We start from the raw sequence: 24,918 nt of genomic DNA, 5'->3' as shown, positions 1-24,918 counted from the left end.
CCACTACAATTCGCGCCAGTAATTGCTAAAATCCGCTGCTTTCAGAATAAAGCGCGGTTTCAACAGCTACTGGCCGAGCAGTGGCAACGCCACAGTATTATCGAGGGATTAGCATGACATTCGTAATTGGGGAAAACTGCATCAAGTGCAAATACACCGACTGTGTGGAAGTTTGCCCGGTAGACTGCTTTTATGAAGGCCCCAACTTCCTGGTGATCCACCCGGACGAGTGCATCGACTGCGCCCTGTGTGAACCAGAGTGCCCGGCCAATGCCATCTTCTCCGAAGACGAAGTGCCAGACGACCAGCAGGAATACACCGAGCTGAACGCCGAGCTCGCCGAAGTGTGGCCCAACATTACCGAGAAAAAAGACCCTCTGCCTGACGCCGCAGAGTGGGATGGCAAGACTGACAAGCTGCAGTATCTGGAGCGGTAAGCCGCCCACAGCCCTGCCAATAAAAAGCCGTCTTTGTAGACGGCTTTTTTGTGCCTGTCATTTGCCCGCGTGATTGACCCTTCTATCAATCACTAATCGACCCAATCGCTAGTCGACCGGCACCCCTAAAAACGATGCCGCGTGGCTCAGTTCTGCAGACAAGCCGGCCACTGCCACCGCCTCAAGAATTTCCGCATCACTCGCACCCGCCTTGCGCGCAGCCTTCACCGCGAGATCGCCATGGTCGTGTGGTGCGGAATTCATATGCCGGGCAAGCTCCAGCAGGGCGTGCTCTTTACGATCAAAATGCGCGTGATCTGGGTTGGTACGGATACGCAGGATCTCACGCGGCGCCACGCCCAGCTTTTCCAACCATGCTACATGCTGGGCAATGCCGTAGTCGCAGTGCTCGTCCGCAGCAATCATCAACGCCATTGCCTCTTTCAATTTGGGCGACAGATGGCCGGTGAGCATCACGTGCTGATACCGATCCCACAATTGAGACAGCAGGGTCGGATTATTCGCATAGGCCCGGAATAAATTGGGCACTCCACCCAGTTGAATACGTACATCATCCAGTACCGCTTTTACGCCCGCGTCTTGGGGAGCATCCGTTGCTGCATGTACCAATGGCATTGAGTTCATGTCTCCTCCCTCTGTGCCATTACCAGCACAGATTATGGTTGGCTGCGCCAAAATACTGGATATAATTCCAGCATGCGCAAAATCATCCATTGTGACTGTGATTGCTTCTATGCCTCGGTAGAGATGCGTGACGACCCCAATTTACGGGGGCGTCCTATCGCTGTGGGCGGGTCAAGCGACCGCAGGGGTGTTATCTCAACCTGCAACTACGAAGCACGCAGCTTCGGAGTGCGCTCGGCCATGCCTACTGCACAGGCTAAAAAGCTGTGTCCTGATCTGATTGTAGTGCCGGGCAACATGAAAAAATATCGGGAAGTCAGCGCACAGATACGGGAAATTTTTCTATCTTATACCGACTTTATTGAGCCGTTATCCCTAGATGAAGCGTACCTGGATGTCACGGATAGCCCGCACTGCAACGGCAGCGCAACTTTAATCGCCCAGGAAATTCGCGCACGGGTCCAGAAGGACCTGGGCATTACGATTTCCGCAGGCGTAGCGCCGAATAAATTCCTCGCCAAAATCGCCAGTGACTGGCAAAAGCCCGATGGATTGACAGTCATCCACCCAAATGCCGTGGAAGATTTTGTGCTGCGTTTACCGATCAAAAAGATTCACGGTGTAGGGCGAGTCACCGCAGAAAAAATGCAACGGCAGGGAATCCGTACCTGCAGCGATTTACGACGCTACAGCCAAATTGAGCTGGCACAAAAATACGGAAAATTTGGCAACCGCCTGTACCAATTGTGTCGCGGCATCGACGACAGAAAAGTCAGCAGTGATGGCTCACGAAAAAGTGTAAGTGTGGAGCGCACCTTTCGCGACGACTTGATTAATTTGGAATCCTGGCAGGAAGAAATGATTCATCTGTACGGTCGACTGCAAGAGCGTATGGAGAAGCTAGGCGACCGCTATGAAATCAGCGGCGCAATCGTAAAAGTGAAGTATGCCGACTTTACTCAGTCTACCCACGAGCGCGCCAGTAAGGCCGGACGCATCAGCGAGTTCAAGCAACTGCTGGAGCAATGTTGGGAGAAGCGCAGCGATCCGATTCGCCTGCTTGGTGTCGGCATCAAACTTAAAGACTTGCGCGCCGAATTGGGGCCGGAGCAATTGCCACTTCCGCTGCGTTACCGGCTCTCATCCAATACTTGATTTTGCTCAACTTTAGGTCCCCTACCGTGCCGTGCCCGATTCAGGCGCTCAAATCACAAACGACTTTCACGCCACTTTAGGCAGATTTTCGCGTCGCGGAACCTTTGCCCGGAATACCTGTCGAGCGTCTGCCGACTATACTCCCAACACGGTTCTAAAAGCTGCTCCATTGAATCTATGAAGCGTGTACTTCCCAGCGCATTTGTGGGCTGGTTTCTCAATTACGCCCGCAAGTTGAAGCACCCGCAGCTATTCAAGTGGATATGTGCCCTTTTTATCATTGATCTGATCATTCCGGATCTGGTGCCCTTTGTGGACGAAATTCTGCTAGGACTCGCAACGATATTCCTCGCCTCCTGGCGAAAGAGTCGTGATGATCTGCGAGATCCTCCGGAACGTAACGAAAAGGTGGTGCACGGTACTGCAGAAAAGGTGGCTCCAGAAAAACAGCCCCCAACGCGTTAAGCGTCGCACATGAGACGACGCAGTTGCGAACCCGAAACGGTTAACACTGAGTCAAGAGTGGTATTCGCTCGAAGCAATTTTTCAGCGAAATAACGTTAACAGACTACTTGCTGGTGAGATAATGTCGCCCTGGGAAGGAATCCCGAGAGTGCGCGTACCAGCAAGTAACTATGGGAATTGAGGCCAAGGAGGCAGATCCCATGTTTGCGGACAAGTTGTTTAGTCTCAGTGACGAAGACTTAATCCAACAGTACTACCACACACGAAACCGTCGGGCCTTTCGCGAGATTTTTCGTCGCTACAAGGAACCGCTGTTTCGTTACTGTGCGCAGATGGATTTGGCACGCTGCACCCTACTGATGGAAAACTTCTGGCTTTCCCTGCTTTCAGAGCCTCCCCTGCTCGAGCGTCAACAGCTGAAAAACTGGCTGTACATCCGCCTGAACCGAGTACTCAAATCCGCTTGTAGTGACGTAGCCAGCGAATCCGACCCGCAGGAGACGACATTACACGACGCCTTTGAGCAGTCGGACATGCTCAAAGCCCTACAACAGCTACCGCGCCGCCAACGCAACATTTTCCTGCTGTACAACCAGTGCGGGCTTTCCCTTGCGACGGTCGCAGACATCGAGAGAATTTCCCTGGCCGTGTGTCGCCAGGAGCTGGCAGACGGTGGAAAATCTCTGGAGTTCAATTTACACGGCAGCGCGCGCAAACCCTGGGTTTCCAGTGTCACGCTCGCTCAGCAAGCAGCAGAGGCAGAAGCCCTCGCTCAGGAGAAAGCGCGCGAGCAGACACAAACTGCCAAGCCACGCTTCACCTGGGGAACACGCTGGGCAGCCAAAAGCCTTAAACCATCCAGCTCCGACACCAGTAAACCCTCTGTTGAGATTGCACAGGCATGAATACGAATCAATGGGAATCGTCCTACCAGCAAGCCATTGAGGCCATTCATGTACCGTCTCATCTCGATGAAAAAGTAATGGACGGTCTGCGCAACATAAAACCTGCGCAGAAAAACCGGCGCCCACAGGGTAAGGCAAGCCTGCTGTCCAAGGTCGGCTCGGGGTTGGGCGTTTTGGCTGTCGCCATTGTATTGCTGCACCCCGCACAGTACATCGGCGCGGAACCCGGGCAGGTGACACCGGGACAGGCAGAGCGAGTAAAACCCGCGGAGGGCCAACTAGCACAGAAAGCGGCCGCGGCCGCGACCGTCCAACCAGTGCTGGACGAGTGGTACCACATACGGGAAGAAGTGCAGGCGGGTAACTTTATGTCACTGTGTGCACAATGGCGCCGGCAACAGGGTGGCGACAATAACACCCTGCTGCCCAAGGATTTGGCAACCAAAGCAAAACAACACTGCCGCCTACTTCCTTGAACACTGCACCTGCCAATCAGTATGCTGAAACGCCCCCATCGACCGCCAGTGTTTGCCCAGTTACATAGGTGAGTGCTGGCGAACACAGCATCACCATTGCATTTACCACTTCTTCCGGCTCGCCCAAACGTTTCATTGGGCAACCCGCTGAGAGTAACCCGTGGAGCTGTTCAACGCTGGCACCCGGTGGGGGCGTCAGCCCGGCCACCATGGGAGTTAGCGTAAAGAATGGGCAAATCGCATTCACCCGCACATTGTGCCGTGCGTATTCCACTGCAGCGGTGCGCGTGAGCCCCACCACCGAATGTTTGGCTCCGGCATAGGCCGCCGCCTTCGGCGCTCCGCCAATGCCTGCCATGGAGCTGACATTCAAAATAATGCCGTGTTTCTGTCCGCGCATAAGCTTGAGCTGATGCTTCATGCCAAAGAAGACTCCTTTGACATTGACGCTATGTTGCCGATCGAAGGTCTCTTCATCGACTTCTTCAAAATGGACTTGTGGCGGCGCGATGCCGGCATTGTTCACCGCGATATCCAATCCGCCGAAGTTCTCCCGCGCCAGCGCGACCATCGCCGCACAATCCGTCTCTGACGATACATCGCAGGTAACGGCCTGGACTTCAATATCCTGAGCGGTCAGCTTATCAACCACTGCATGCAAGCCATCTTCATTGATATCCCCAAGGACCAAACGGGCCCCGCGGCGACCGAGCGCCTCGGCGAGGAGTGCCCCAAACCCACTGGCGGCTCCGGTAATCAACGCTACCTTGCCGGTGAAATCCAGTAATGGGTCTCGCTGAAATTCTGCCATGATCACAGCCCTCCGCAGGCGGTGAGGCCGCCATCAACAACGACACATTCACCATTGGTATAACTGCCTGCGTCGGATACCAGATACAAAACCGTACCCGCCATTTCTTCGGGCTCTGCATGTCGGTGCATCGGGATATGGCCAATGGCTGTTTGGTAGATCTCGTCGTGAGAAAACAGGGCACCGGCGAATTTGGTCTTGGTGAGCCCAGGCAACAACGCATTTACGCGGATATTGAACTGCGCACATTCTTTGGCGAAAGCCTTGGTCATGTTCACTACCGCAGCCTTGGTGATGGAATAAATACCCTGCCCCACCCCTGGCTGTAATGCGTTGATCGAAGCCGTATTTACGATGCAACCGCCACCGTTTTCCCGCATCAATTTTCCGGCCTCTACGGACATATAAAAATAACCGCGGATATTTACATCCACGGTTTTTTGAAACGCACCAAGATCAGTATCGAGGATATGGCCAAAATAGGGATTAGTAGCTGCATTGTTTACGAGAATATCGAGCTTGCCGTATTGCGCGCGGATGTGCTGAAACACCTGCTCAATATCTTGCATGTTACCGATATGACAAGGCAGTGCTTCCGCCTTGCCACCGGCGTCATTGATGGCATCAGCCACCGCTTGGCAGCCATCAATCTTGCGGCTGGACACCAGCACGTGAGCACCCTGCTCCGCGAGCAGTTTGGCGATCGCCTCGCCAATACCACGGCTGGCACCAGTCACCAGAGCAATCTTTCCCGTTAAGTCAAAGAGGTTGGTCGCCATCAATTTCTCCCGACGGTTATCGTCTTATACGTTGTTCGGTTACTGACATCCGAAGCTCACAGTGCGGCACTGTATAAAAAGTGCACCGGAGCCTTCCATTCGAGTCCTAATTTCACGTTACCGGCTCCCTCGGAATCAACCAAATTAATTATGTGAATCACCCCACATTCAAAAAATCTATAGCCACACCATCGTGTTCCCGCCTGGCGATTCAGGCGCCAATAGCCCCTGCCGCAGCGGTATCGGCGCTCTTTTACTGCCGATTTTCCCGGCCTTCCAGCGCCGGTGCTACTTTTCCAGCTATGTTTCCAGCTAGCTTTCTCGCTACTTTCTAAGGTAATTGGCCAGCTTCCATAAAAGGAACCCCATAAGATGACCCAAGCCTACCCGCACCTGCTCGCTCCGCTGGATCTGGGCTTCACCACACTCAAGAACCGCGTGCTGATGGGCTCAATGCACACCAACCTGGAAGAGCATCCTGGAGGCTACCAGCGCTTGGCCACCTTCTACGCCGAGCGTGCGCGCGGTGGTGTGGGCCTGATTGTCACCGGCGGTATTGCCCCGAATGAAGAAGGTGGGGTATTTCAGGGGTGCGCCAAATTGACCACCCCGGAAGAAGCCGAAGAACATCAGGTCATTACCGCGGCGGTCCACAATGAAGGCGGCAAGATCTGCATGCAGATACTGCACGCAGGTCGCTATGCGTATAACCCCAATCTCGTCGCCCCTTCCGCCATTCAGGCACCGATTAATCCATTTCCCCCTAAAGCGTTAAGCGACGCAGAAGTCGAACAGCAAATCGATGACTATGTGCGCTGCGCGACCCTCGCCCAGCAAGCGGGCTACGATGGCATCGAAGTGATGGGCTCAGAAGGCTACTTCATCAACCAGTTCATCGTTACCCGCACCAATCACCGGGACGACCGCTGGGGCGGCAGTTATGAAAACCGCAAGCGCCTGCCGATCGAGATTGTGCGCCGCATTCGCGAGGCTTTGGGCGAAGAGTTCATCATCATCTATCGCCTTTCCATGCTTGACCTGGTGGAAGGCGGCAGCAGCTTTGACGAAGTAGTCACTCTGGGTCAGGCGATTGAGAAAGCCGGCGCCAATATCATCAATACCGGCATTGGCTGGCACGAAGCGAGAATCCCAACCATCGCCACCAGCGTTCCCAGAGCGGCGTTCAGCGGCATTACCGCCAAAGTCAGACAACACCTGAGCCTACCGGTGGTTACCAGCAATAGAATCAATATGCCGCATGTGGGCGAGGATGTACTCGCTGCAGGTGAGGCCGACATCATCTCCATGGCACGCCCGTTCCTCGCGGACCCCGAATTCGTCAACAAGGCCGCAGAGGATCGTGCGGATGAGATCAATACCTGTATCGGCTGCAATCAGGCATGCCTGGACCATACCTTTGAGTTAAAGCTCACCTCATGTCTGGTCAATCCGCGCGCCTGCCATGAAACCGAACTCAATTACCTGCCAACGGCAAAGCCCAAGAAAATTGCAGTCGTGGGAGCCGGTCCTGCCGGGCTCGCAGCTTCAACCGTCGCTGCCGAGCGTGGGCATCAGGTGACGCTGTTCGAAGCCAGCGACAAGGTTGGCGGCCAGTTTAATATCGCCAAACAGATTCCTGGCAAAGCCGAATTTGAAGAAACCCTGCGCTACTTCAAGCGCAAGCTGGAGCTCACGGGGGTCGATGTAAAACTCAATACCAAGGCGACCGAAGCGGGCCTGGCCGACTACGACGAAGTGATCATCTCCACCGGTATTCTCCCGCGAATTCCACCTATCGAGGGTATCGACCATCCCAAAGTACTCAGTTATCTCGAAGTGCTGCGGGATAAAAAACCGGTAGGGAAACGTGTGGCGATCATTGGTGCCGGTGGCATCGGCTTTGATGTGGCGGAATACCTCACCCACAGCGAAGATCACATCAGTGAACTGGTGGCCAGTAGCAAACAGGAATTCTTCGATGAATGGGGTGTGGACATCACCCTCGACCATCGCGCGGGTTTAAAGCCCATTGAGCCCGTCACCAGCCCCCGCGAGGTATATCTGTTACAACGCAAAACAACCAAAGTTGGCGCAGGGCTGGGGAAAACCACAGGTTGGATTCATCGCACCAGCCTCAAGCATCGAAAGGTAAAAAACCTGGCGGGCGTGGCTTACGAGAAGATCGATGATCAGGGTTTGCATATCCGCCTGGGCGACGAACAACAAGTTCTGGATGTGGATAACATCATTATCTGCGCGGGCCAGGAGCCCCTGCGCAACCTGCACGATGCGTTGCAGGCCAAAGGCCAAATCAGTCATTTGATTGGCGGGGCCTATGAGGCTGTGGAACTCGATGCCAAACGAGCGATTGACCAGGGGGCGCGTCTCGCGGCAGAGATGTAACGCCAGTGATCGCGCCCCTGATACATCAAGCCAGGCAGATGTAGGCTGGTTTGGCGGCAAATCGCCGACGCAGAACTATACTGAAGCGTACGGATTGATCTGCCAGGGAAGCGCGACATTCCTCTCCGCTTAGCGCCATTATCCACAAGCGCAGCGACCGCAACACCACACATCGGCTAATCGAGCTTCCCTGCCGTTAGAATAACGAACGACAGGAAAGGCTCTGTTCATGGCGACGTCCACCCTCTCTAATTTACTCTCTCGTGCGCGGCCAAATGTCGAGCAAGCGCTAGAACATCTGCAACCGCCCTACACACTGTTCTTTTCCGTGAGCGATGGCAGCAAGCGCGCCAGAGTCTGCCACGCGCGCGGCGGCGATCTCAACAGCCTCTGGCTAAAACTCGCCGCGCAGTCTCGCAAACAACTTGCCAGCGCAAAAATGGATGGGCGCTGGCTGCGCATCGACTGGGTAACCGACGCGGAACCCATGGATTGGCGTACGCTGCAAAAAAAGTTCAAAAACACCAAACGCGGCTATTTCCGCTTTGGACTGGCGCTCGACTCTGACTGGAAAGTTGCTTTTCTGGAACAAGAACTGAACGGCAACGCCATGCTGTACGGCGGCAACAAAATCGCCCACGCTGTGGTCAACCACAGTAAATTTCGCGCCTATACAGACATACGCTTTGGGCCAAATACGCCCCTGAACTTCGATGACGACACCGCCGTAACCCGTTTGCATACGGAAGGCCTCTTCGTCGAAAAACATTCCGCTCCCAAGTTTCTGTATGGCCCCGGACGCAACGCTGGCCGCAGGATCATCGACGAGCTCGACCAACCCACAGCGGAACACGTAATCGATACCAGTAGTCGCTACCTGGCCTCACAGGTACTGAAAAATGGGCGTTTCGAGTATGGCTGGCACTGCTGCTTCGACCGTCCCATCGGGACATACAACACCCTCCGCCATGCCAGCTCTACCTACGCAATGACCGAGGGCTGGGAAGTAACACGCGATGAAAAGACCAAACGAGCCATCAACCGCGTACTCAAATACCTGACGGAAAAACTGATTAAAAAAGCGCGACTTCCTAGCGGCGAAGAAGCCGCGTTCCTTGTGGAGGCCAATGGCGAAATAAAACTTGGCGGAAACGCGGTATGCCTGCTGGCACTGGTCAAATACATCGAACTGAGTGGAAGCAGCGAGACACGCGCAAAATACAGTGCGCTAATGGAGCAGCTGGCGCAGGGTATCCGCTTTATGCAGGATCCGGAATCCGGAAAGTTCGTGCACGTGCTGCAATACCCAGATCTCACTGTCAAAGAACCGTTTCGGATCATCTATTACGACGGCGAAGCAGCCTTCGGTCTCATGCGCCTATATGGCCTAACCAAGGACGAACGCTGGCTAAATCTTGTCGAGAAAGCCTTTGAGTACTTCCTCGTGAACAACCACTGGCAGGCCCACGATCACTGGCTTAGCTATTGTGTCAATGAATTGACCCTATATCGTCCTGAGGCCCGCTACTACCAGTTCGGCATACAAAATGTGGTCGGGCATCTGGACTTTATTATTGAGCGCATCACCACATTTCCGACCCTGTTGGAACTAATGATGGCTGCAGAGCGGATGGTCACCCGCTTACGCCAGGAAAAGGAATTTTCCTACCTACTCAACCAGCTTGACCTGAAGAAATTTTACTTTGCACTGCATACCCGCGCCATGTACCTGTTAAACGGTTATTTCTGGCCGGAATATGCCATGTTCTTCCAGAACCCGGAAAAAATCGTCGGCAGCTTTTATATTCGTCACCACGCATTTCGCGTGCGTATTGATGATGTCGAGCACTACCTTTCGGGTTTTGTCGCATTCAGGAAGTACTTGCTCAATGGCGGTTGTCCACAGGAATTTTCCCCGACGCCGCAAATGCAAAAACTTGCCCTTCCCGACGACAGCACGCTACCCACACTTGCCTGGGCCGGCGATGTCAATCTTTCACGTAGACAACACTACCGCACAGAGGCACTTGGGGAAGAAGAAGTACTTGGACGTATCCCTGCACTGTCCGGTGCGGATTTAAGTGTGATCAATCTGGAATGTGTCGTCGCCACTACCGGCGAACAGGGCATCGACAAAGCCGAGGGGGCCCCCTACTACTACCGCGCGCGCCCGGAAATGCTGAAGCTACTGTGCCGCGCCAATATCGATGCCGTTACTACCGCAAACAACCACAGCGGCGATTATGGCGTACAAGCGTTACTTGAACAGGGATTCTGGTTAGACCATGTGGGCATCGCACACACCGGCACAGGGGTTAATCTCGACGCAGCATTGCGGCCGGTTATCCTGCCACTGGAAGAGCTCAACGTTGCCATTTTCTCACTGGACGCTACTCAGCAGTCTTTCGCCGCCGACCCAAAACAACCTGGTAGCGCTTACCTGCCACCGAATAACCCAAGTGCCTGGGCGAGACTACTGGAGCCACGTATCCTTCGTGCGCGACAACATGCGCAGGTGGTACTCGTCGCGGTGCATTGGGGCGGCAACCTGGAAGCCGAGCCCGGGGCAGAGGAATATACGCTCGGCCATCACATCATTGATGCAGGCGCCGATGGAATTCTCGGTACCAGCGCGCATGTCTTGCAAGGTATCGAAATCTATAAAGATCGCCCGATCATCCACGACGCGGGTGACCTGCTATTCGATGCGGTGCGTAAAACCCTGAAGGATAGCGGTGTCTTCCAATTGTCACTGAGCCATAAAGGGGTTGAGAAAGTACGATTTTTCCCGGTTGGGTCCGGTTTCGGATTCAGCCATCAGCGCACAGGCTCCGACGCGGTGGCGGCAACCCGCCGATTCGCCGATCTGTGTACAAACATGGGCACCAACTTAGAGCCACTAGAAGATGGCTCCGGCGAAATTGCACTGAACCCGCCTCAGCGAGACTATCCAGCTTTGCCGCCCGCGCGCAAAGCAGCATTAGACCCGGTTAAACTCGAGCAAATCCAGCGCCCAATCTCCCCGCAGTGGACCGCCAAGGAAGTACCATCCAATGCGATAACCCCACCGATGGACTTCGGTCCGCTGCAGCTCGTTGGCCTACGTTACACACCAAAGAATTTCGAGCAAAGACAGCTCCTGTATGTAGAATCCTTCTGGACCTTGAACCCCGCCCGGTCAACCCGGCTCTCTGAGAACATCCGGTTGGACATCCGCGCGGTACCGGTTCAGGAAACGGATATGCCCTACTGGGGTAAATCCATGGATCACGACCCGTGCGACTGGCAACTCCCGACCAGCCGCTGGAAACCGGGCGTGATCTACCGGGATTACTATGGCTTGCGTCCACCGGCACCCAAGCAACTGCGCAATGTCGACCTGCGTCTGGAAATCGGCCTGATCGGCCCGGAAACCCACATTCGCCCCGTACCGGTGCCTGGCACCACCATCTCACTGAAAATCAAGGGCCGCACCAGACAAGCGACGTCTGTCGATGGCAGGGAGCCGCCACGCTATCGCAATACATTCCCCGCAAGTATCTACCGTGAAACCCCAGGACAAACGTGGAATGCACAGCAGTTAAGCGAAATTACCGGGGGTAAATGGCTGGTGCAGCCATCACCAGGCTGGTTTGTTCGCAGTGTTGTTTCAGGGCGTAGCTTCATAGAGCAGTCCCTCGACCCGGTACTCTTTGTCGCACACAAGAGCAGTGATCGCGCCTACCACGAGCGTAGCTCGCGGACCAAGTACACAAACTGGGATTTACATAACAGGCTACCCGAAATCGCGAAAGCCGCCGGCAACCTGCTGGGCGGGGTCATCGTCGAACGGCCAGTAAGTGGCTTGCCGGCGGGCCTGCCAGTTTTACAAGTAAAAGACCCACTACAGGCAATTATTGAACTCGGGCTCGCGGCTAGAAACCGGTTCCGCGGCGATGTGGTCGCCATTACTGGTACCGCAGGAAAATCCTCAACCCTAAAAATGCTTGCAAACATGCTCGGCACGCCGGAAAACGTGCTCGCGAGCCTTGGCAATTACAATTCCCGTGTAGGAGCACCAAGCATGCTGGCGAGCCTGAGTGGCGATCGCGATGTTGCCATTGTGGAGGTTGCGCAAAGTGCACTGTGGATGCGGTCAGGTCCAATCACCCGCCGCATATCCCCAACAATTGCGCTCATCACAGGGATCGGTATATCGCAAACGAGCAGCCGAGTGAAAAGTACCAAGGACACTGCACGCTGGAAGTCACGCATCTTCGATGGGCTTATTGGGCGCTCAATCGCCATTGTGAATGAGCAGTTACTGCACTTTGACTATGTACTTGCGAAAGCGAAACAACATGCGAAACGCGTCATTGTGTTCGGCACCAGCAAGAATGCCGAAGTGCAGATCACCGATATCGACACCGATAGCAATGGAAGCCATGTCACCCTGCGAGTCCACGGCACTGAGCACACAATAACTGTGCCAGCCCCGAGTATGGGCATGGTACACAATGCAGTGGCAGCGCTGTGTGTGGTCTATGCGATGGGACGCTCGATTGAAGAGGCAGCACGATCACTGGAAACGCTCCAGCTGGACGACGGTCACCTGAGCCAGACCGACCTGGCATTACCGGGTGGCAGTGCAAAAGTCATTGATGACAGCTGGAATGCGACCGTAAGCTCCATGCTCAACGCTTTTTCGGTATTGGCACAGGTACCGGTTTCCAGCGGCGGCCGCAAGATAGCGGCACTGGGACGTATAGTGCACCTCGGCAATCAGGCAGCCGATCTGCATCGCAGCCTCGCCAAACCACTCGTAGAAAGTGGTGTGCAATTACTAGTGACGCACGGTGAAGAAATGCACTATCTGAGGGACGAAATTCCAGGGGAACTGCTTGGCCCGCACTTTATCACAGCAGAAGAAATGGCCCGATATCTCGCACAGAAAATTCAACCATCGGACTTACTGTTGCTTAAAGGTTCACGCAGGGACTCGGACTTTGGCGACGTTGCCACCTTAATGAAGAAGTTCGTAGGGCAAAAAGAAACCGCCTAATGATTCAGTGTTTAATCCACCTTGTGAGCCGAGGCGGTAGAGACCTTAGAAAAATATTGCCGTTCCGAATGTAACAAAGGCCGCATGCTGTTCGCGCGGAGCTTGACCGTATGTGTTTCGATCTTTACGTTGAAGGCCACACAGATTCTCAGCGAGTCATCTTCCACAGGATTGACATAGTGTTGCAGCCAATGTGGAAATACCACCAGTCGCCCCGCGCGCGGAACAACCCGCAGACGACTGCCAAAGCTGCTATTCGGCAGCTCCGCCTGGAGACAAAGCATACGGGGGTCTAAAAACTCAATATTCCCGCTACTCCGGCTTTTTTCCTTCACGAGGTCGGATTTCACATAGTAGACACCGGACCAGGTACACGACTCGTGATTGTGAATCTTCCGGTAGCTGTCCCCACGGGAGACATTAGCCCAGGCGTGAGCGAGCATCTCCTGAGCCCGGGGTTCAAACTTCTGCTTGGTAGTCTTGAGGGTAATTTCCTTTACCGCACGAGCGATCCAGAGCTTTACGGTTTGAATTTCCTCAAATGGCCATTCAAAAAAATCTTTCTGGGAATCCCAACTCCCGATATTTGAACGCGTTCTGCCCGGCGTGGTCGACTCGGACTCCAGAATTATTTCTTCCAGGCGTTTATTGACCTCGCCGGAATTTTCAATATCACGTACCAGAATGGGAGTACTGAATACCGCCCTGATTGTATCCATAACCGGGAACCCCGAGGAAAGCTACCTAGAATTACATTAGCTAATAACCGAGAATTGGGATTTTCCAGAACATGGCAGCTCCGAACGATCTACGGAGTCAACCTGTGCGGACTTGGGTCCGCTGTGGCAAAGAGTGTAAAGACGGTTAATGGCCGAAGGGGTTCCCTCCAGTACCGCTTCAACAACCGATTCATCGCCTTCCTGATTGTTTCGTACCCAGCCCGTAGTGGAGTGCAGGATCGAAATCAACTTTAGCCAACGCCGAAATCCAACCCCCTGCACATGCCCACGTATCACAAAACGCGCACATACACGCGGTATATCGGTAAAGTCCACCTCGTCAAAAACCGAAGACACCAACGCCTTCGCCACATCGCGCCCACCTCCTTCAGACGGGAAGTGGTGCCAAAACAGGTTCGGGTTACATACTGCGTCTCTCACTTCCCATGGTTGCTGCGAAAGATCACTACTGATGTCCCCCACCCAGAATTCAATACCTACTGACATAGGATCAAAAATCGCGGAAAGTGTCTTATCAAGAACGGTCTGGATACTCGGGTGAACCAGATCGCCAACTTCTCTGCGCAAAAGTCCACCGCGATCACCTGACGTGTATACATGCAGGGCAGACACCAATTTCCCGCCGACAACAAACAAGCGAAAACGATTGAGCTGCGTGTCTTGGCCTGCAGCGTACTCACTGTTTTTCGGCAAGACGGTACTCATCCATTCTCTGTTACGGGTGACCTTCCGCGTAATCATACGAACCCTGTCGGGCATACCGTTATGAAAGAGGCAACTACCGTTGTCCCCAGTGAGACGGAAGAGCTCACCTGCTACCTGTTTGACCTCGAGATTGAGTGCGTAGGCAGCTTGCTTAATCAGCGCGGCTTGCCGTGTATTGCCTTTGCCGAAAACCCTGCCGAAACGTTCATAGCGGTATGGCTCCGCCAGCGAAACTGTGGATTTGGGGAGCTTGCGCGAAAACTGTGCGCCAGCATCTGAAAACATATGGGAAACTAGTTTTCCCGGTACGTCGATGGAACGCCCATAGCTTGGGAACACTGTATCGCATATTCCGGGATTCGAGTTTACCTCGATAATGTAGCCTCGCGGTAAACCGGGCTGCCACTGGTCAGGTGACGTATAGATTAAATCAACACCAACTTGCACAAGACCTGGGAAACACTTGGCTCCACGTTCGGCCAACTCCAATATTTCCTGATCCAGGTAATCAAAGACCTGAACCGTCTCGCCGCCGGCAGAAGCATTGGCAACACTGGTGAGCTGCAGTGTATCGCCGGGTTCCGGGATATAGTCGAGCGAAATTCCATCGCGCTCGAGCAAATCAAAGCGCTTGATAGGATCAATTCGTAAACCTGGATTGAGTCGGCGGATCGCATTTTTCTGGGCGACGAGTTCACGAACACTGTGTACTCCATCACCGGTCACACTGGCAGGAATACGTACATAAGCCGCTTCTGCTTTCCCTCCTACTACGATAATTCGTATGTCTTCGCCAAAAATATTCTGCTCGACAATGATGTCGCGACTCTCTTTCTTGGCAAATTCCCACGCATCACTGAATTCCGCCTCGCTAGAAACTCCACTGGTTACACCATGACCGGCATTTCCGTCGGCCGGTTTTACGGTAACAACAGCGCCAGACTGTATGAAAAATCTCAGGGCGCTCTCATACTCACGAAAAATATTGCCAGAAGGTACTGGAATTCCCTGCTCAGCGAGCATTTGCTTCGCAATGTGCTTCTTTCGCGCGCAATAGCTATATACCGCCGAATTTTCCGGCGAATTCTGCCGAAAAACGACTCTCCGACGCTCGTCGAATACCTCAAAGATCAGGTTGCGGTGATACCGCACGTCCAGGTCATGATCAGCTGCCGCGTTGCACAGCAACTGTATTCCAATGTCATCCTGGCTTTGCAATAGTTTTGATTTAGAGAAATCGTTGGGGCCACTCTCCTCAATCACCTTATCCACAGGCAGTGGCGCATGTACATCGATATCGCACATTCCCAAAGATCCATCATTGGCCTCCTGATCCGTCCGCGGCAGTGTATCTGGATGCATCTCCAGATCAGTGTCAGAATCCATCGCAGTGGTTTCCGAGTTATCGATAGCATCGCCCATTAGCCTTCTCCTTGCCCTTCCAGAATACGCCAGTGCATCCTTACACTGACCTCACCACGACGCTTACTGACACCACGTGGAAATAAATTTGACCAAACCCAAACTGAATTTCGGTTTAGCACAATCTTGCGGTTCTCACCTACTCCAAATCCATAACCGAAGTCAGGATCCAATGCGAGATTGGCATCTACAGGAATCCAGCGTTCGTTCCAATACACTTCCGCCGCATGATGATTCGGCTGCGAAAACTCCCGCTTCTCAGAAAATAGGAATTCAGACGTCATGCGTGCGGGATACCCCAAAGCTCTCGCAAGCGCGACAAACAGCGCAGAAAACTCGGTACAATCCCCTTGCCGTGCAGAAACGGCATATAAGGCACCGCGTGTTGGTTGCCGGCGGTATTGAATGATTTGCTGCGGTGTCAGATAAGCGGCGCGCAACTGTGCCTCTGGATCGCTATAACTCCGCTCAATGTGCCGCGCGAGGCGCTGGATTTCCTCTGCGTCAGATTCAACAAACTTGGACGGTTTGAGATAACTCGCATCGGGTAGCGGGTGCCGAGACAATGCAATCCATCCATCTTCATTCTCGGGAAGGTGATAGGCACCCACCAGTAGATCGAAGTAAACGTGTTTTACGGACTTTGTGTTGGCCGGCACATCCCATTCCAGTTCCAGGTACTCACCGGCCTCATGATCAAATGCCTTTCGCGCGCGCCGCGACACCGTATCGGACCGAATATCCACTAAATATTGCTGCATATGCCCAGAAACAGGAATGGCGACGCGATGGATATACCCTTCAATCGGGATATCCGTACCATTATCGATCGCAATTTCAGCGACGAGCGTATACGCGTTTACTACTTTTTCCGGCGGGGATGAATCACCGTTTTCAGCTGAAGAACTAAGCACGAGTAATGGAATACCCAGCAATAAAATTGCGACTTGCCGCACAACCTGCCAGCCACGGGTGTTTAACATCACCTTTCGCGCAACGCCTCGCCTGCTTGATTAAACGGCTTGACGAGATAATCAAAAATAGTTTTTGACCCGGTACGCACATCCACTGTCGCCACCATGCCTGGCACGATGGGAAATTCCTGCCCCGATCGATGCACCAGGGCATCTTCATCTGTGAGAATGAGTACTCGATAGAAGTATTCACCCGGTTGTGTTTCATCCTGGATCGTATCTGGTGAAATTGTTGTCACCTTTCCATCCAATCCGCCGTATATGGAGTAATCGTAGGCCGTAATTTTCACCTTGGCATCTTGCCCCGGATGAATAAACGCAATATCCCGCGGGGATATTTTTGCCTCAACTAGCAGCCTGTCATCGAGAGGCACTATTTCCATCAGCCGGCCATTGGGTGGCAAAACACCACCGATAGTCGTGATCTCGATGTCTTTTACTATTCCACGTACTGGCGACTTCAGCGTGAGCCGTGTTAGGGAATCCGCCCGTCCCACAATGACGGAACGAAGCGCCTCCACTTCAGCACTCACAGACGCAAGCTCTTCTCGTGCCCGTACCATGTATTCTGAACGCACATCCTTGATTTTCAGGTCAAGATCAGACTTCTGACGACTTAGCCGCAGTACCTCCACGTTACTTGCAGCCCCCGAATCCACTAAGGAACGCGTGATTGATAGTTCACGCTTCACCAGATCTCTAGACTCTCCCAGGCTACTGAGTGAATCATTTAGACTTTTTCTGCGGGTGTCGTAGAGTTTCCGCTCTTTGGCGAGAAGTCCATCGTAGTCATCGAGTACTTGCGGAAACCGTAGATCGGCGCCATTGACCTCGGCACTCAAACGCGCTTCACTCGCGAGAGCCGCTCTAAAACGTGCTTCACTTTCCTGTACGTTGGAGCGAACCTTAGTGGGGTCTAACTGCGCAAGCACCTGCCCCTGCTCTACAATATCGCCCTCCACTACATTCAATCGGGCGAGAATCCCCCCCTCTAGTGATTGGATCACTTGTGCCCGGGATGTCGGGATTACTTTTCCGCTCCCCTTGGACACCTCATCCACTTTGGCAAAATATGACCAGGAAATGAGCGCAATCAAAAGTAGAAAGAATACCCAGATAATCCTGCCCGATTTGGATAACTGAATATCGTCAGCTTCTTCGTTGTGGTGATGACCAACGCTATGGAAGTCGGCCTCAAGCATCGCCACGTTGCGGTTTTCCGTATGATCCACTCGATGGCTGATCACGGATTGCGAAACAGACGTCAATTCGTCTTTGTGTTGCTTTCTCTCAGACATCAGCTCACCCTTTCGCCCGCATCGCGCGCTTCCGCTTCGTCCTCTGGACCTCCACCTCCCGGTTTCGACCGCCCACTAAACTGGGCTAGCTTTTCCAGGGCGGCATTTTTGGGGGAATCAATGATTATCCGACCGTTCTCGACCACCAGAATTCGATCAACGAGTTTCAGGGTACTGCTTCGATGAGTCGCGAGGATGAGAGTCCGGCCTTTGGACCAGCGCCCGAGCTTTTCAATAAAGCGTCGTTCGGTCAGGTCATCCAGTGATGCAGTGGGTTCATCTAATAGGATTATCTGTGGTCCCCGAATAAACAGCCGAGTCAACAACAGCGACTGACGCTGTCCGCCGGAGAGACCGAGGCCTCCCTCCAATATAAGGTGATCCAAGCCCTTCGGGAGCTTGCGTACAAACTCCAATGCCCCAGACATATCCAAAGCCGCCATGATTTCACGGTCGGTAGCATCGGGCGCACCAAGGACCACGTTTTCTCGTATTGTGCCGTGGAATAGTTGGGCATTCTGAGTCAACAGGCCTATGTCACGGCGAGCATCCGCCGGGTCGATATGGGCAAGGCTTGCTCCCTCAAGTACCACCTCGCCGGAGCTCGCGCCCAATTGCCCCGATAGCGCCTGAAGTAAGGTCGATTTCCCAGCACCGTTTCTTCCAAGTACTGCAATTTTTTCACCGGCGCGAATGTTTAATGCCTCCACCTTAAGTGCCGCGGCACCTTCTCCCGATGTGTATCGAAATTCAGCATCCTGCAATTGATAGTTGCCAGAGATAGAGGCCATATGCACCAAGTGTGCACCTTCGGGCTGATCCACCGGGAGGTCCATAATCTGGTCCAATCCCTTGAGGGCGTACTTTGCCTGCTGCCATCGGCTCAACACCTGGGTTATTTGCGACATCGGCGCCATCATCCTCGACCCCAGAATCGAGGCGGCTACGAGTGAACCTGTCGTCATATCACCCGCCATCACCATTGGCGCACCGAACAATACGATCAGAGCAAATACGGATGATTGAACATTGTGTGTCCAGGTGACTAGCTTCCCAACCAACCCGCGAAGACGCAGGTTGGACTCCGCGGTAACCGCGTTGTAGTGGTTCCACTGTTGCTGAAATCGCTGCTCCGCCTGAAGTGCCTTGATATCTTCGATGCCCTGTACGGTCTCCACCAGCATGGCATTGCGCAAGGACGACTCACGGATAGATTCACCAGCTAAGCGTGCCAGCTTGGGTTGTGCCAGAAGTCCAGGAATGACAAGGGCGACAAGAGCGGCCAGGGGCACCAATGCTAGCGGACCCGCCAAATACCACATAAAAAACAGGAATAAAAAGAAAAATGGCATATCTGCGATCGCGAGTACGGTAGTCGAGGTGACCATTTCCCGCACACGTTCTAATTCCCGGATTTGAGAGATAAACGCCCCAGTGGACTTTGGGCGAGCACTATTACGCAAACGTACCGCGTGACCATAGACCAAATCCGAAACACGGATATCCGCCCTCTTTCCAAGTAGATCGGTCACTCGTACCCGATTAATCCGCATAATGAAGTCAAACACAACGGCAAGCATCACCCCGCTGAAGAGCACATACAGTGTTGCTGAAGACTCTGCCGGTATCACACGATCATATACTTGCTTCGCAAAGAGAATACCCGCAAGTGCCAGTACATTGGCAACCGTGGTCGCGAGCATTACATGTCCATAAGGTTTTAAGTCACGCAGGATAATCGACCGAAACCAATGCTTCTTCTGCGGTTTCACATACTCATCAACCCGTGCATCCGCGACATTATTTGCCGGCCTTAAGATTACGACGGAACGGACATACCGAATCAATTTATCCGCTTTTACTTGAGAGGTGGCTCCAGCGTCGCCACTGAACGAAACCGAAAGCAGATTTCCTTTGTCGATCGATTTAATGACACCGACCTGCCCTCCTTTCAATTGCGCAATAATCGGCAGGCGCCAGGGGCTCAGCATATCCGGCTCAAATTCACAAAACTTGGCAACCAGCCCAGCTTGCCTAGCCATACTGCGAACCATGTTTTCTACCGATTCATCACTCCCCCACTGGGAAGCAATACGCACATTTTCAGTGGAAAAATCCAACCGATAATACTTCGCGACATTGATAATCGCCCTCATCCAGGGACGGTAATCCACAGTTCCACTGTGATTCGCCTGTGATGTTTTACTTCCCTGGCCCTGGAGCTTTTGTGATTCCTGGTTTTCTCTCATGGCAAGATTTCCACTCCTTGGATAGTACGCCCCTGTAAGGCGAAGGCTTCGCGGATTTCTCCCACGGTAAACAGGCAATCGACATTCAGTCGATAAAGATCATACTGGGTGTTCGCAAGCTCTACTCTCGCTTGCTGAACCTCCTCTTCTGAGTTCAATAGCTCGACCAGCGTTCGGGTCCCCAACGCCGAGTACTGTTTGCGATACAAGTCCCGGGTCTCCTCAATAGCCTGCAGCCGCGTACCGAGAATACTGAGGCTGCGCTCAAGCCCTACACTCTGGCTTTGCGCGATTCGCAAGTCTCTGGATACCGTTAGGCGTGCAGCGTCTTTTGCTGCCTCTGCGGAGCGCATGGCAAAATTTGCCGCGTCGCGGTTTGCGAAGATTCGACCACCCTGATAGATCGGCATGGAAAGGTTCAGGAAAATCGCACTCTCATGATCATTGAGCGCATTCGAATCAACATACTGTTGATCTAGATACCGGTTAACGCTCCCGTCCAAAGATAACGTCGGCCACGACTGTGCTTTCGCCTCTTTTAACTCTGCCACGGCCTGTGTGCGATCCGCTTCTGCAACAAGTACCTCAGGTGCCGTATTCACTTTGAGCGGGTCAACCATACATCCATTGACCACAGATCCTGGTACGCCGGAATTCAGCAGAATAGGCTCAACAACGCCAACAAGATTCTGCAAAACGTTTCGCCAGCGATTAAGTTGCGCCAAGGTCTGTTGACGGTTTGCGCGAGCGGACTCGATACGTGCCTGTGCCTGCAAGACATCTGAACGAGTGCTTGCTCCGCGCTGGTTACGCATTCTTACCAGATCAGAGATACTCGACACACCTTCGACCTGTGCATCGGCGGACTGCACCAGTGCCTGATAACGCAACACTTCCAAAGCCGCCTGTGCGGTGTCACGCGCTACCGTATCAATCTGCTGAAGAACTCGCGCTTGAGATGCGTGTGCACTGGCGGTTGCAGCATCGACGCTACCCGATATCTTTCCAAAGTCGTATATGACCTGTGAAACATACAGCTGCACAGCGTGACCATCACCATCGCCGTCGGTCTCAGAATCGTATCCACCGATCACCCCGAGGCTTAATTGGGGAAAGTAGCCGGCTCGCGCGGTGCGGATGTTTTGTTGCTGGCGGCGCAATTCACCAACTGATTGGCCCACTGCCGGATGCCAACCAACGGCCTGGTGTACCGCTTCGTTTATATCCAATTGAAAAGCCGAATGCGTGGAATAGGTCGCGGCATTCACAGGCGTCGCTGACCCGAAGTGATCTTTGGCGACTTCGCCCTGAAGTTGCGTAGGACTAATGACTTCAAGTTCATCGGCAAGCGCGGCATTCACGTCGATCATTGATGCGAGCGCGAGAGAAGCCAAGAAGTGAACGCAAAGAGAGATATTAGAATGGCGGAATTTACGACGCTCAGCCATCCATAGCCTGATAAGCCCGTATTGCTGCTTCACAGTATTCCACTTTTTTATGCCTTATTGTGACCTTGTCCGTAAGATCGCAGGCGGAGAATTTATTCATATTCGCCTGAGAATTTTAGTTCAATAAACAAGCACCGGGCGATTGCCCGGCACCCCTGTCATCAGATCAAACGCCTATACGCGCCAAAGATCATCACACATCATGATTGCCGGAGTTGGACCAGAGATTGCTCATTGGCTCCTCTATTCCGGACGGAATGGTATCGATACCAACGTCACCTAGCGCAAGTTCGCTCGTAACCATGTGAACGGGATCCCTGTCTGAAGCATCCCAGAGCAGATCATTAACGAGTTGCGCGCTCAGCAATGATTCAAGATCTGGGGGCGAGCCTACATCAGACTGATACGAATCGCCTTGAGCGCCATGCGGGCCGGCAATGTGCGCTGGTATCTCTATGATCTCAGCAAGCAAGCTTTGCAACCCGTCTTCTATATGTGCTCTCAATCCGACCAGCTGGACGGGATCATCTGTTCCTTGAAGATCGATATTGGGCATCTCAATCAGGGGGAGATCACTCGTGCCAAACGTATCGCCATCGAATAGGTCGCCAGATATGACTGAGCTGCAATGCGGGTCGCACGCAATTTCGATATCCACATCGACATCAATGTCGTAGCCATCTTCTAAATCATGCGGTTCATACGATAGATCTGTTTCGATGTCGACCTCGACATCCAGGTCGATGTTATACCCGTGAACTTCGATTTCACGGCTGTATCGCCAAGTCTCTTTGGATTTCTCTTCTGATTCAGAGCCGTAATTGATATCGATATCGATGTTCACATCGATATCGCAGTCGGCATCGGCATCGGCGTCTGCATCGGCGTCGGCATCTGCATCGGCATCTGCATCGGCATCTGCATCGGCATCTGCATCGGCGTCTGCATCGGCATCTGCGTCGGCGTCGGCGTCGGCGTCGGCGTCTGCATCGGCATCGGCATCGGCATCTGCGTCTGCATCGGCATCGGCATCGGCATCGGCGTCCGCATCTGCGTCTGCATCGGCATCGGCATCGGCGTCTGCATCGGCATCGGCATCGGCGTCTGCATCGGCATCGGCATCGGCATCGGCATCGGCATCCGCGTCTGCATCGGCATCGGCATCGGCATCGGCATCGGCATCGGCATCGGCATCGGCATCAGCATCCGCGTCTGCATCGGCATCCGCGTCGGCATCCGCGTCGGCATCGGCATCAGCATCAGCATCAGCATCCGCGTCTGCATCGGCGTCCGCGTCGGCATCCGCATCTGCATCTGCATCTGCATCGGCATCTGCATCGGCATCGGCATCGGCATCGGCATCCGCGTCGGCATCGGCATCGGCATCTGCGTCGGCATCAGCATCCGCGTCTGCATCGGCATCGGCGTCCGCATCGGCGTCGGCGTCGGCGTCCGCATCTGCATCGGCATCGGCATCGGCATCGGCATCGGCGTCCGCGTCGGCATCCGCATCTGAATCGGCATCGGCATCGGCATCGGCATCGGCATCGGCATCGGCATCGGCATCGGCATCGGCGTCAGCATCGGCGTCAGCATCGGCGTCAGCGTCGGCATCCGCATCGGCATCCGCATCGGCATCGGCGTCGGCGTCGGCGTCGGCGTCGGCGTCAGCATCCGCGTCGGCATCTGCGTCGGCATCTGCGTCGGCATCTGCGTCGGCGTCTGCGTCTGCGTCTGCGTCTGCGTCTGCGTCTGCGTCGGCATCCGCGTCAGCGTCGGCATCGGCGTCTGCATCGGCGTCTGCATCGGCGTCTGCATCGGCATCGGCATCGGCATCGGCATCGGCGTCGGCATCCGCATCGGCGTCTGCATCGGCGTCGGCATCCGCATCGGCGTCCGCATCTGCATCGGCATCGGCATCGGCGTCTGCGTCAGCGTCAGCGTCAGCGTCAGCGTCAGCGTCAGCATCCGCGTCTGCATCGGCATCGGCATCTGCATCTGCATCGGCATCGGCATCGGCATCGGCATCAGCGTCTGTATCCGCATCGGCATCTGCGTCTGCGTCTGCGTCTGCGTCTGCGTCTGCGTCTGCGTCTGCGTCTGCGTCTGCATCAGCGTCAGCGTCAGCGTCTGCATCGGCATCTGCATCTGCGTCCGCATCGGTATCGGCATCTGCGTCGGCATCCGCATCGGCGTCTGCGTCGGCATCTGTATCAGCATCCGCGTCCGCATCCGCATCTGCGTCGGCGTCTGCATCCGCATCGGCGTCTGCGTCGGCATCTGTATCCGCATCCGCGTCTGCGTCGGCATCCGTATCAGCATCCGCGTCCGCATCCGCATCGGTATCAGCGTCAGCATCGGCGTCGCTATCCGCATCGGCATCGCTATCAATGGGTAAACGGACAGGGCTAAAACCGGCTTTGTCGTCGTCTAGGACTGCAACAACAGCCAGAACGCCCGCAGCTGCGAGCCCAGCTTTCGCCCAAGGACAAATAACGACGCCTGGAGTCGATGTAGTACCAGCAAGATCTGCCGCGCTCGTGACCTGCGACAACGCGAAAATTGATCCATCAACCCCTTTTTGCGCGAGTAGAACTTCACCGGATTCGGGATCTTGAAGAAACAGGTCACTTTGCTCGTCATTTGAGCCAGACCGGTAGAAGCTTTCTAAAGTGATGATTTCGCCTGATACCAGCTGAATAATCAGATCATCGTCCACTTTGAATGTGGAAAGGATGTCGTCTTGCGACAAAGACAACTTTACAAAAGCGGGAGATTCTAGAATTAGATCTTCGCTATCAACCGAGTTAATAGCACCCGTTGCCTTATCGATGACTTGCGTCTGCATCCTGCATACCTTCTCTTACTACGAGCCAACAATTTTTAGGCATCCGGCCTTAACTATTGGATCAGAGATTCTGTTTTGGGACGGATAAAAAATCAGTACCCATATTTTGGTATGGAT

The 24,918-nt window shown here is 53.9% G+C and carries 17 protein-coding genes; 7 read left to right on the top strand and 10 right to left on the bottom strand.

All coding sequences use genetic code 11. The features are described 5' to 3' along the window. The first annotated feature begins 113 nt into the window (after positions 1–113). Positions 114–437, top strand: a complete 324-nt coding sequence (gene fdxA, locus Mag101_RS05570) for a ferredoxin FdxA (RefSeq protein ID WP_077401947.1) — start codon at positions 114–116, stop codon at positions 435–437. Between the two features lie 108 nt (positions 438–545). Here fdxA and Mag101_RS05565 read toward each other — a convergent pair whose 3' ends face one another. Further along, complete coding sequence (locus Mag101_RS05565; protein WP_198040104.1) at positions 546–1,073, bottom strand: carboxymuconolactone decarboxylase family protein; 528 nt, start codon at positions 1,071–1,073, stop codon at positions 546–548. Positions 1,074–1,154: 81 nt separating this feature from the next. Between Mag101_RS05565 and dinB the strand changes: the two genes are divergently transcribed. From dinB to Mag101_RS05545, 4 genes are all read left to right on the top strand, one after another. Beyond that, positions 1,155–2,237, top strand: coding sequence for a DNA polymerase IV (gene dinB, locus Mag101_RS05560; protein ID WP_077401941.1), 1,083 nt, complete (start codon positions 1,155–1,157; stop codon positions 2,235–2,237). A gap of 177 nt (positions 2,238–2,414) precedes the next feature. Further along, complete coding sequence (locus tag Mag101_RS17980; RefSeq protein WP_198040103.1) at positions 2,415–2,702, top strand: DUF6116 family protein; 288 nt, start codon at positions 2,415–2,417, stop codon at positions 2,700–2,702. Between the two features lie 170 nt (positions 2,703–2,872). Further along, the gene (locus Mag101_RS05550) at positions 2,873–3,607 is read left to right on the top strand and encodes an RNA polymerase sigma factor (protein WP_077401938.1); all 735 of its coding nucleotides are present in this window, start codon (positions 2,873–2,875) and stop codon (positions 3,605–3,607) included. After that, the gene (locus tag Mag101_RS05545; RefSeq protein ID WP_077401935.1) at positions 3,604–4,083 is read left to right on the top strand and encodes a hypothetical protein; all 480 of its coding nucleotides are present in this window, start codon (positions 3,604–3,606) and stop codon (positions 4,081–4,083) included. The genes Mag101_RS05550 and Mag101_RS05545 overlap by 4 nt, the downstream gene beginning before the upstream one ends. Positions 4,084–4,099: 16 nt before the next feature. Here Mag101_RS05545 and Mag101_RS05540 read toward each other — a convergent pair whose 3' ends face one another. Together Mag101_RS05540 and Mag101_RS05535 are read right to left on the bottom strand one after the other, a co-directional pair. Next, positions 4,100–4,894, bottom strand: coding sequence for an SDR family NAD(P)-dependent oxidoreductase (locus tag Mag101_RS05540; RefSeq protein ID WP_077401932.1), 795 nt, complete (start codon positions 4,892–4,894; stop codon positions 4,100–4,102). Between the two features lie 2 nt (positions 4,895–4,896). After that, positions 4,897–5,673 (bottom strand): SDR family oxidoreductase, encoded by a 777-nt coding sequence (locus Mag101_RS05535; RefSeq protein WP_077401929.1) that lies wholly within the window; start codon positions 5,671–5,673, stop codon positions 4,897–4,899. Positions 5,674–6,045: 372 nt separating this feature from the next. Here Mag101_RS05535 and Mag101_RS05530 point away from each other — a divergent pair, with 372 nt between their 5' ends. Further along, positions 6,046–8,076, top strand: a complete 2,031-nt coding sequence (locus Mag101_RS05530; RefSeq protein ID WP_077401926.1) for an NADPH-dependent 2,4-dienoyl-CoA reductase — start codon at positions 6,046–6,048, stop codon at positions 8,074–8,076. Between the two features lie 229 nt (positions 8,077–8,305). Further along, on the top strand, positions 8,306–13,117 hold the full coding sequence (locus Mag101_RS05525) for a CapA family protein (protein ID WP_077401923.1): 4,812 nt from the start codon (positions 8,306–8,308) through the stop codon (positions 13,115–13,117). Between the two features lie 11 nt (positions 13,118–13,128). Here Mag101_RS05525 and Mag101_RS05520 read toward each other — a convergent pair whose 3' ends face one another. The 7 genes from Mag101_RS05520 to Mag101_RS17785 all read right to left on the bottom strand — a co-directional run bounded on the left by Mag101_RS05520 (position 13,129) and on the right by Mag101_RS17785 (position 24,801). Next, complete coding sequence (locus Mag101_RS05520; RefSeq protein ID WP_077401919.1) at positions 13,129–13,836, bottom strand: TIGR02466 family protein; 708 nt, start codon at positions 13,834–13,836, stop codon at positions 13,129–13,131. 36 nt (positions 13,837–13,872) lie between these two features. Then, the gene (locus tag Mag101_RS05515; RefSeq protein WP_077401917.1) at positions 13,873–15,984 is read right to left on the bottom strand and encodes an acylphosphatase; all 2,112 of its coding nucleotides are present in this window, start codon (positions 15,982–15,984) and stop codon (positions 13,873–13,875) included. Then, positions 15,984–16,919 (bottom strand): transglutaminase-like domain-containing protein, encoded by a 936-nt coding sequence (locus Mag101_RS05510; protein WP_198040102.1) that lies wholly within the window; start codon positions 16,917–16,919, stop codon positions 15,984–15,986. The genes Mag101_RS05515 and Mag101_RS05510 overlap by 1 nt, the downstream gene beginning before the upstream one ends. Before the next feature lie 47 nt (positions 16,920–16,966). Further along, a complete protein-coding gene (locus Mag101_RS05505) occupies positions 16,967–18,256 on the bottom strand; it encodes an HlyD family type I secretion periplasmic adaptor subunit (RefSeq protein WP_232325155.1) in 1,290 nt (429 codons plus the stop codon). Further along, a complete protein-coding gene (locus tag Mag101_RS05500; protein WP_077401912.1) occupies positions 18,256–20,505 on the bottom strand; it encodes a type I secretion system permease/ATPase in 2,250 nt (749 codons plus the stop codon). Before Mag101_RS05500 ends, Mag101_RS05505 begins: the two co-directional genes overlap by 1 nt. Further along, positions 20,502–21,986: a TolC family outer membrane protein gene (locus tag Mag101_RS05495; RefSeq protein WP_077401910.1), complete on the bottom strand. Its 1,485-nt coding sequence runs from the start codon at positions 21,984–21,986 to the stop codon at positions 20,502–20,504. Before Mag101_RS05495 ends, Mag101_RS05500 begins: the two co-directional genes overlap by 4 nt. Positions 21,987–22,146: 160 nt before the next feature. Further along, the gene (locus Mag101_RS17785; protein WP_157520195.1) at positions 22,147–24,801 is read right to left on the bottom strand and encodes a BapA/Bap/LapF family prefix-like domain-containing protein; all 2,655 of its coding nucleotides are present in this window, start codon (positions 24,799–24,801) and stop codon (positions 22,147–22,149) included. Positions 24,802–24,918: the final 117 nt, after the last annotated feature.

The organism is Microbulbifer agarilyticus, assembly GCF_001999945.1.
GTDB lineage: Bacteria > Pseudomonadota > Gammaproteobacteria > Pseudomonadales > Cellvibrionaceae > Microbulbifer > Microbulbifer agarilyticus_A.
Note: the sequence above shows the minus strand (reverse complement) of the source record. Positions and strands in the feature narration are given on the sequence as shown.

What these genes read in the sequence shown, in the direction of transcription:
- Mag101_RS05520 (WP_077401919.1), bottom strand. Translation starts at nt 13,836, where the DNA reads ATGGATACAATCAGGGCGGTATTCAGTACTCCCATTCTGGTACGTGAT.
- Mag101_RS17785 (WP_157520195.1), bottom strand. Translation starts at nt 24,801, where the DNA reads ATGCAGACGCAAGTCATCGATAAGGCAACGGGTGCTATTAACTCGGTT.
- Mag101_RS17980 (WP_198040103.1), top strand. Translation starts at nt 2,415, where the DNA reads ATGAAGCGTGTACTTCCCAGCGCATTTGTGGGCTGGTTTCTCAATTAC.
- Mag101_RS05515 (WP_077401917.1), bottom strand. Translation starts at nt 15,984, where the DNA reads ATGGGCGATGCTATCGATAACTCGGAAACCACTGCGATGGATTCTGAC.
- Mag101_RS05540 (WP_077401932.1), bottom strand. Translation starts at nt 4,894, where the DNA reads ATGGCAGAATTTCAGCGAGACCCATTACTGGATTTCACCGGCAAGGTA.
- Mag101_RS05500 (WP_077401912.1), bottom strand. Translation starts at nt 20,505, where the DNA reads ATGAGAGAAAACCAGGAATCACAAAAGCTCCAGGGCCAGGGAAGTAAA.
- Mag101_RS05545 (WP_077401935.1), top strand. Translation starts at nt 3,604, where the DNA reads ATGAATACGAATCAATGGGAATCGTCCTACCAGCAAGCCATTGAGGCC.
- Mag101_RS05505 (WP_232325155.1), bottom strand. Translation starts at nt 18,256, where the DNA reads ATGTCTGAGAGAAAGCAACACAAAGACGAATTGACGTCTGTTTCGCAA.
- Mag101_RS05530 (WP_077401926.1), top strand. Translation starts at nt 6,046, where the DNA reads ATGACCCAAGCCTACCCGCACCTGCTCGCTCCGCTGGATCTGGGCTTC.
- Mag101_RS05535 (WP_077401929.1), bottom strand. Translation starts at nt 5,673, where the DNA reads ATGGCGACCAACCTCTTTGACTTAACGGGAAAGATTGCTCTGGTGACT.
- Mag101_RS05525 (WP_077401923.1), top strand. Translation starts at nt 8,306, where the DNA reads ATGGCGACGTCCACCCTCTCTAATTTACTCTCTCGTGCGCGGCCAAAT.
- fdxA (WP_077401947.1), top strand. Translation starts at nt 114, where the DNA reads ATGACATTCGTAATTGGGGAAAACTGCATCAAGTGCAAATACACCGAC.
- dinB (WP_077401941.1), top strand. Translation starts at nt 1,155, where the DNA reads ATGCGCAAAATCATCCATTGTGACTGTGATTGCTTCTATGCCTCGGTA.
- Mag101_RS05565 (WP_198040104.1), bottom strand. Translation starts at nt 1,073, where the DNA reads ATGCCATTGGTACATGCAGCAACGGATGCTCCCCAAGACGCGGGCGTA.
- Mag101_RS05550 (WP_077401938.1), top strand. Translation starts at nt 2,873, where the DNA reads ATGGGAATTGAGGCCAAGGAGGCAGATCCCATGTTTGCGGACAAGTTG.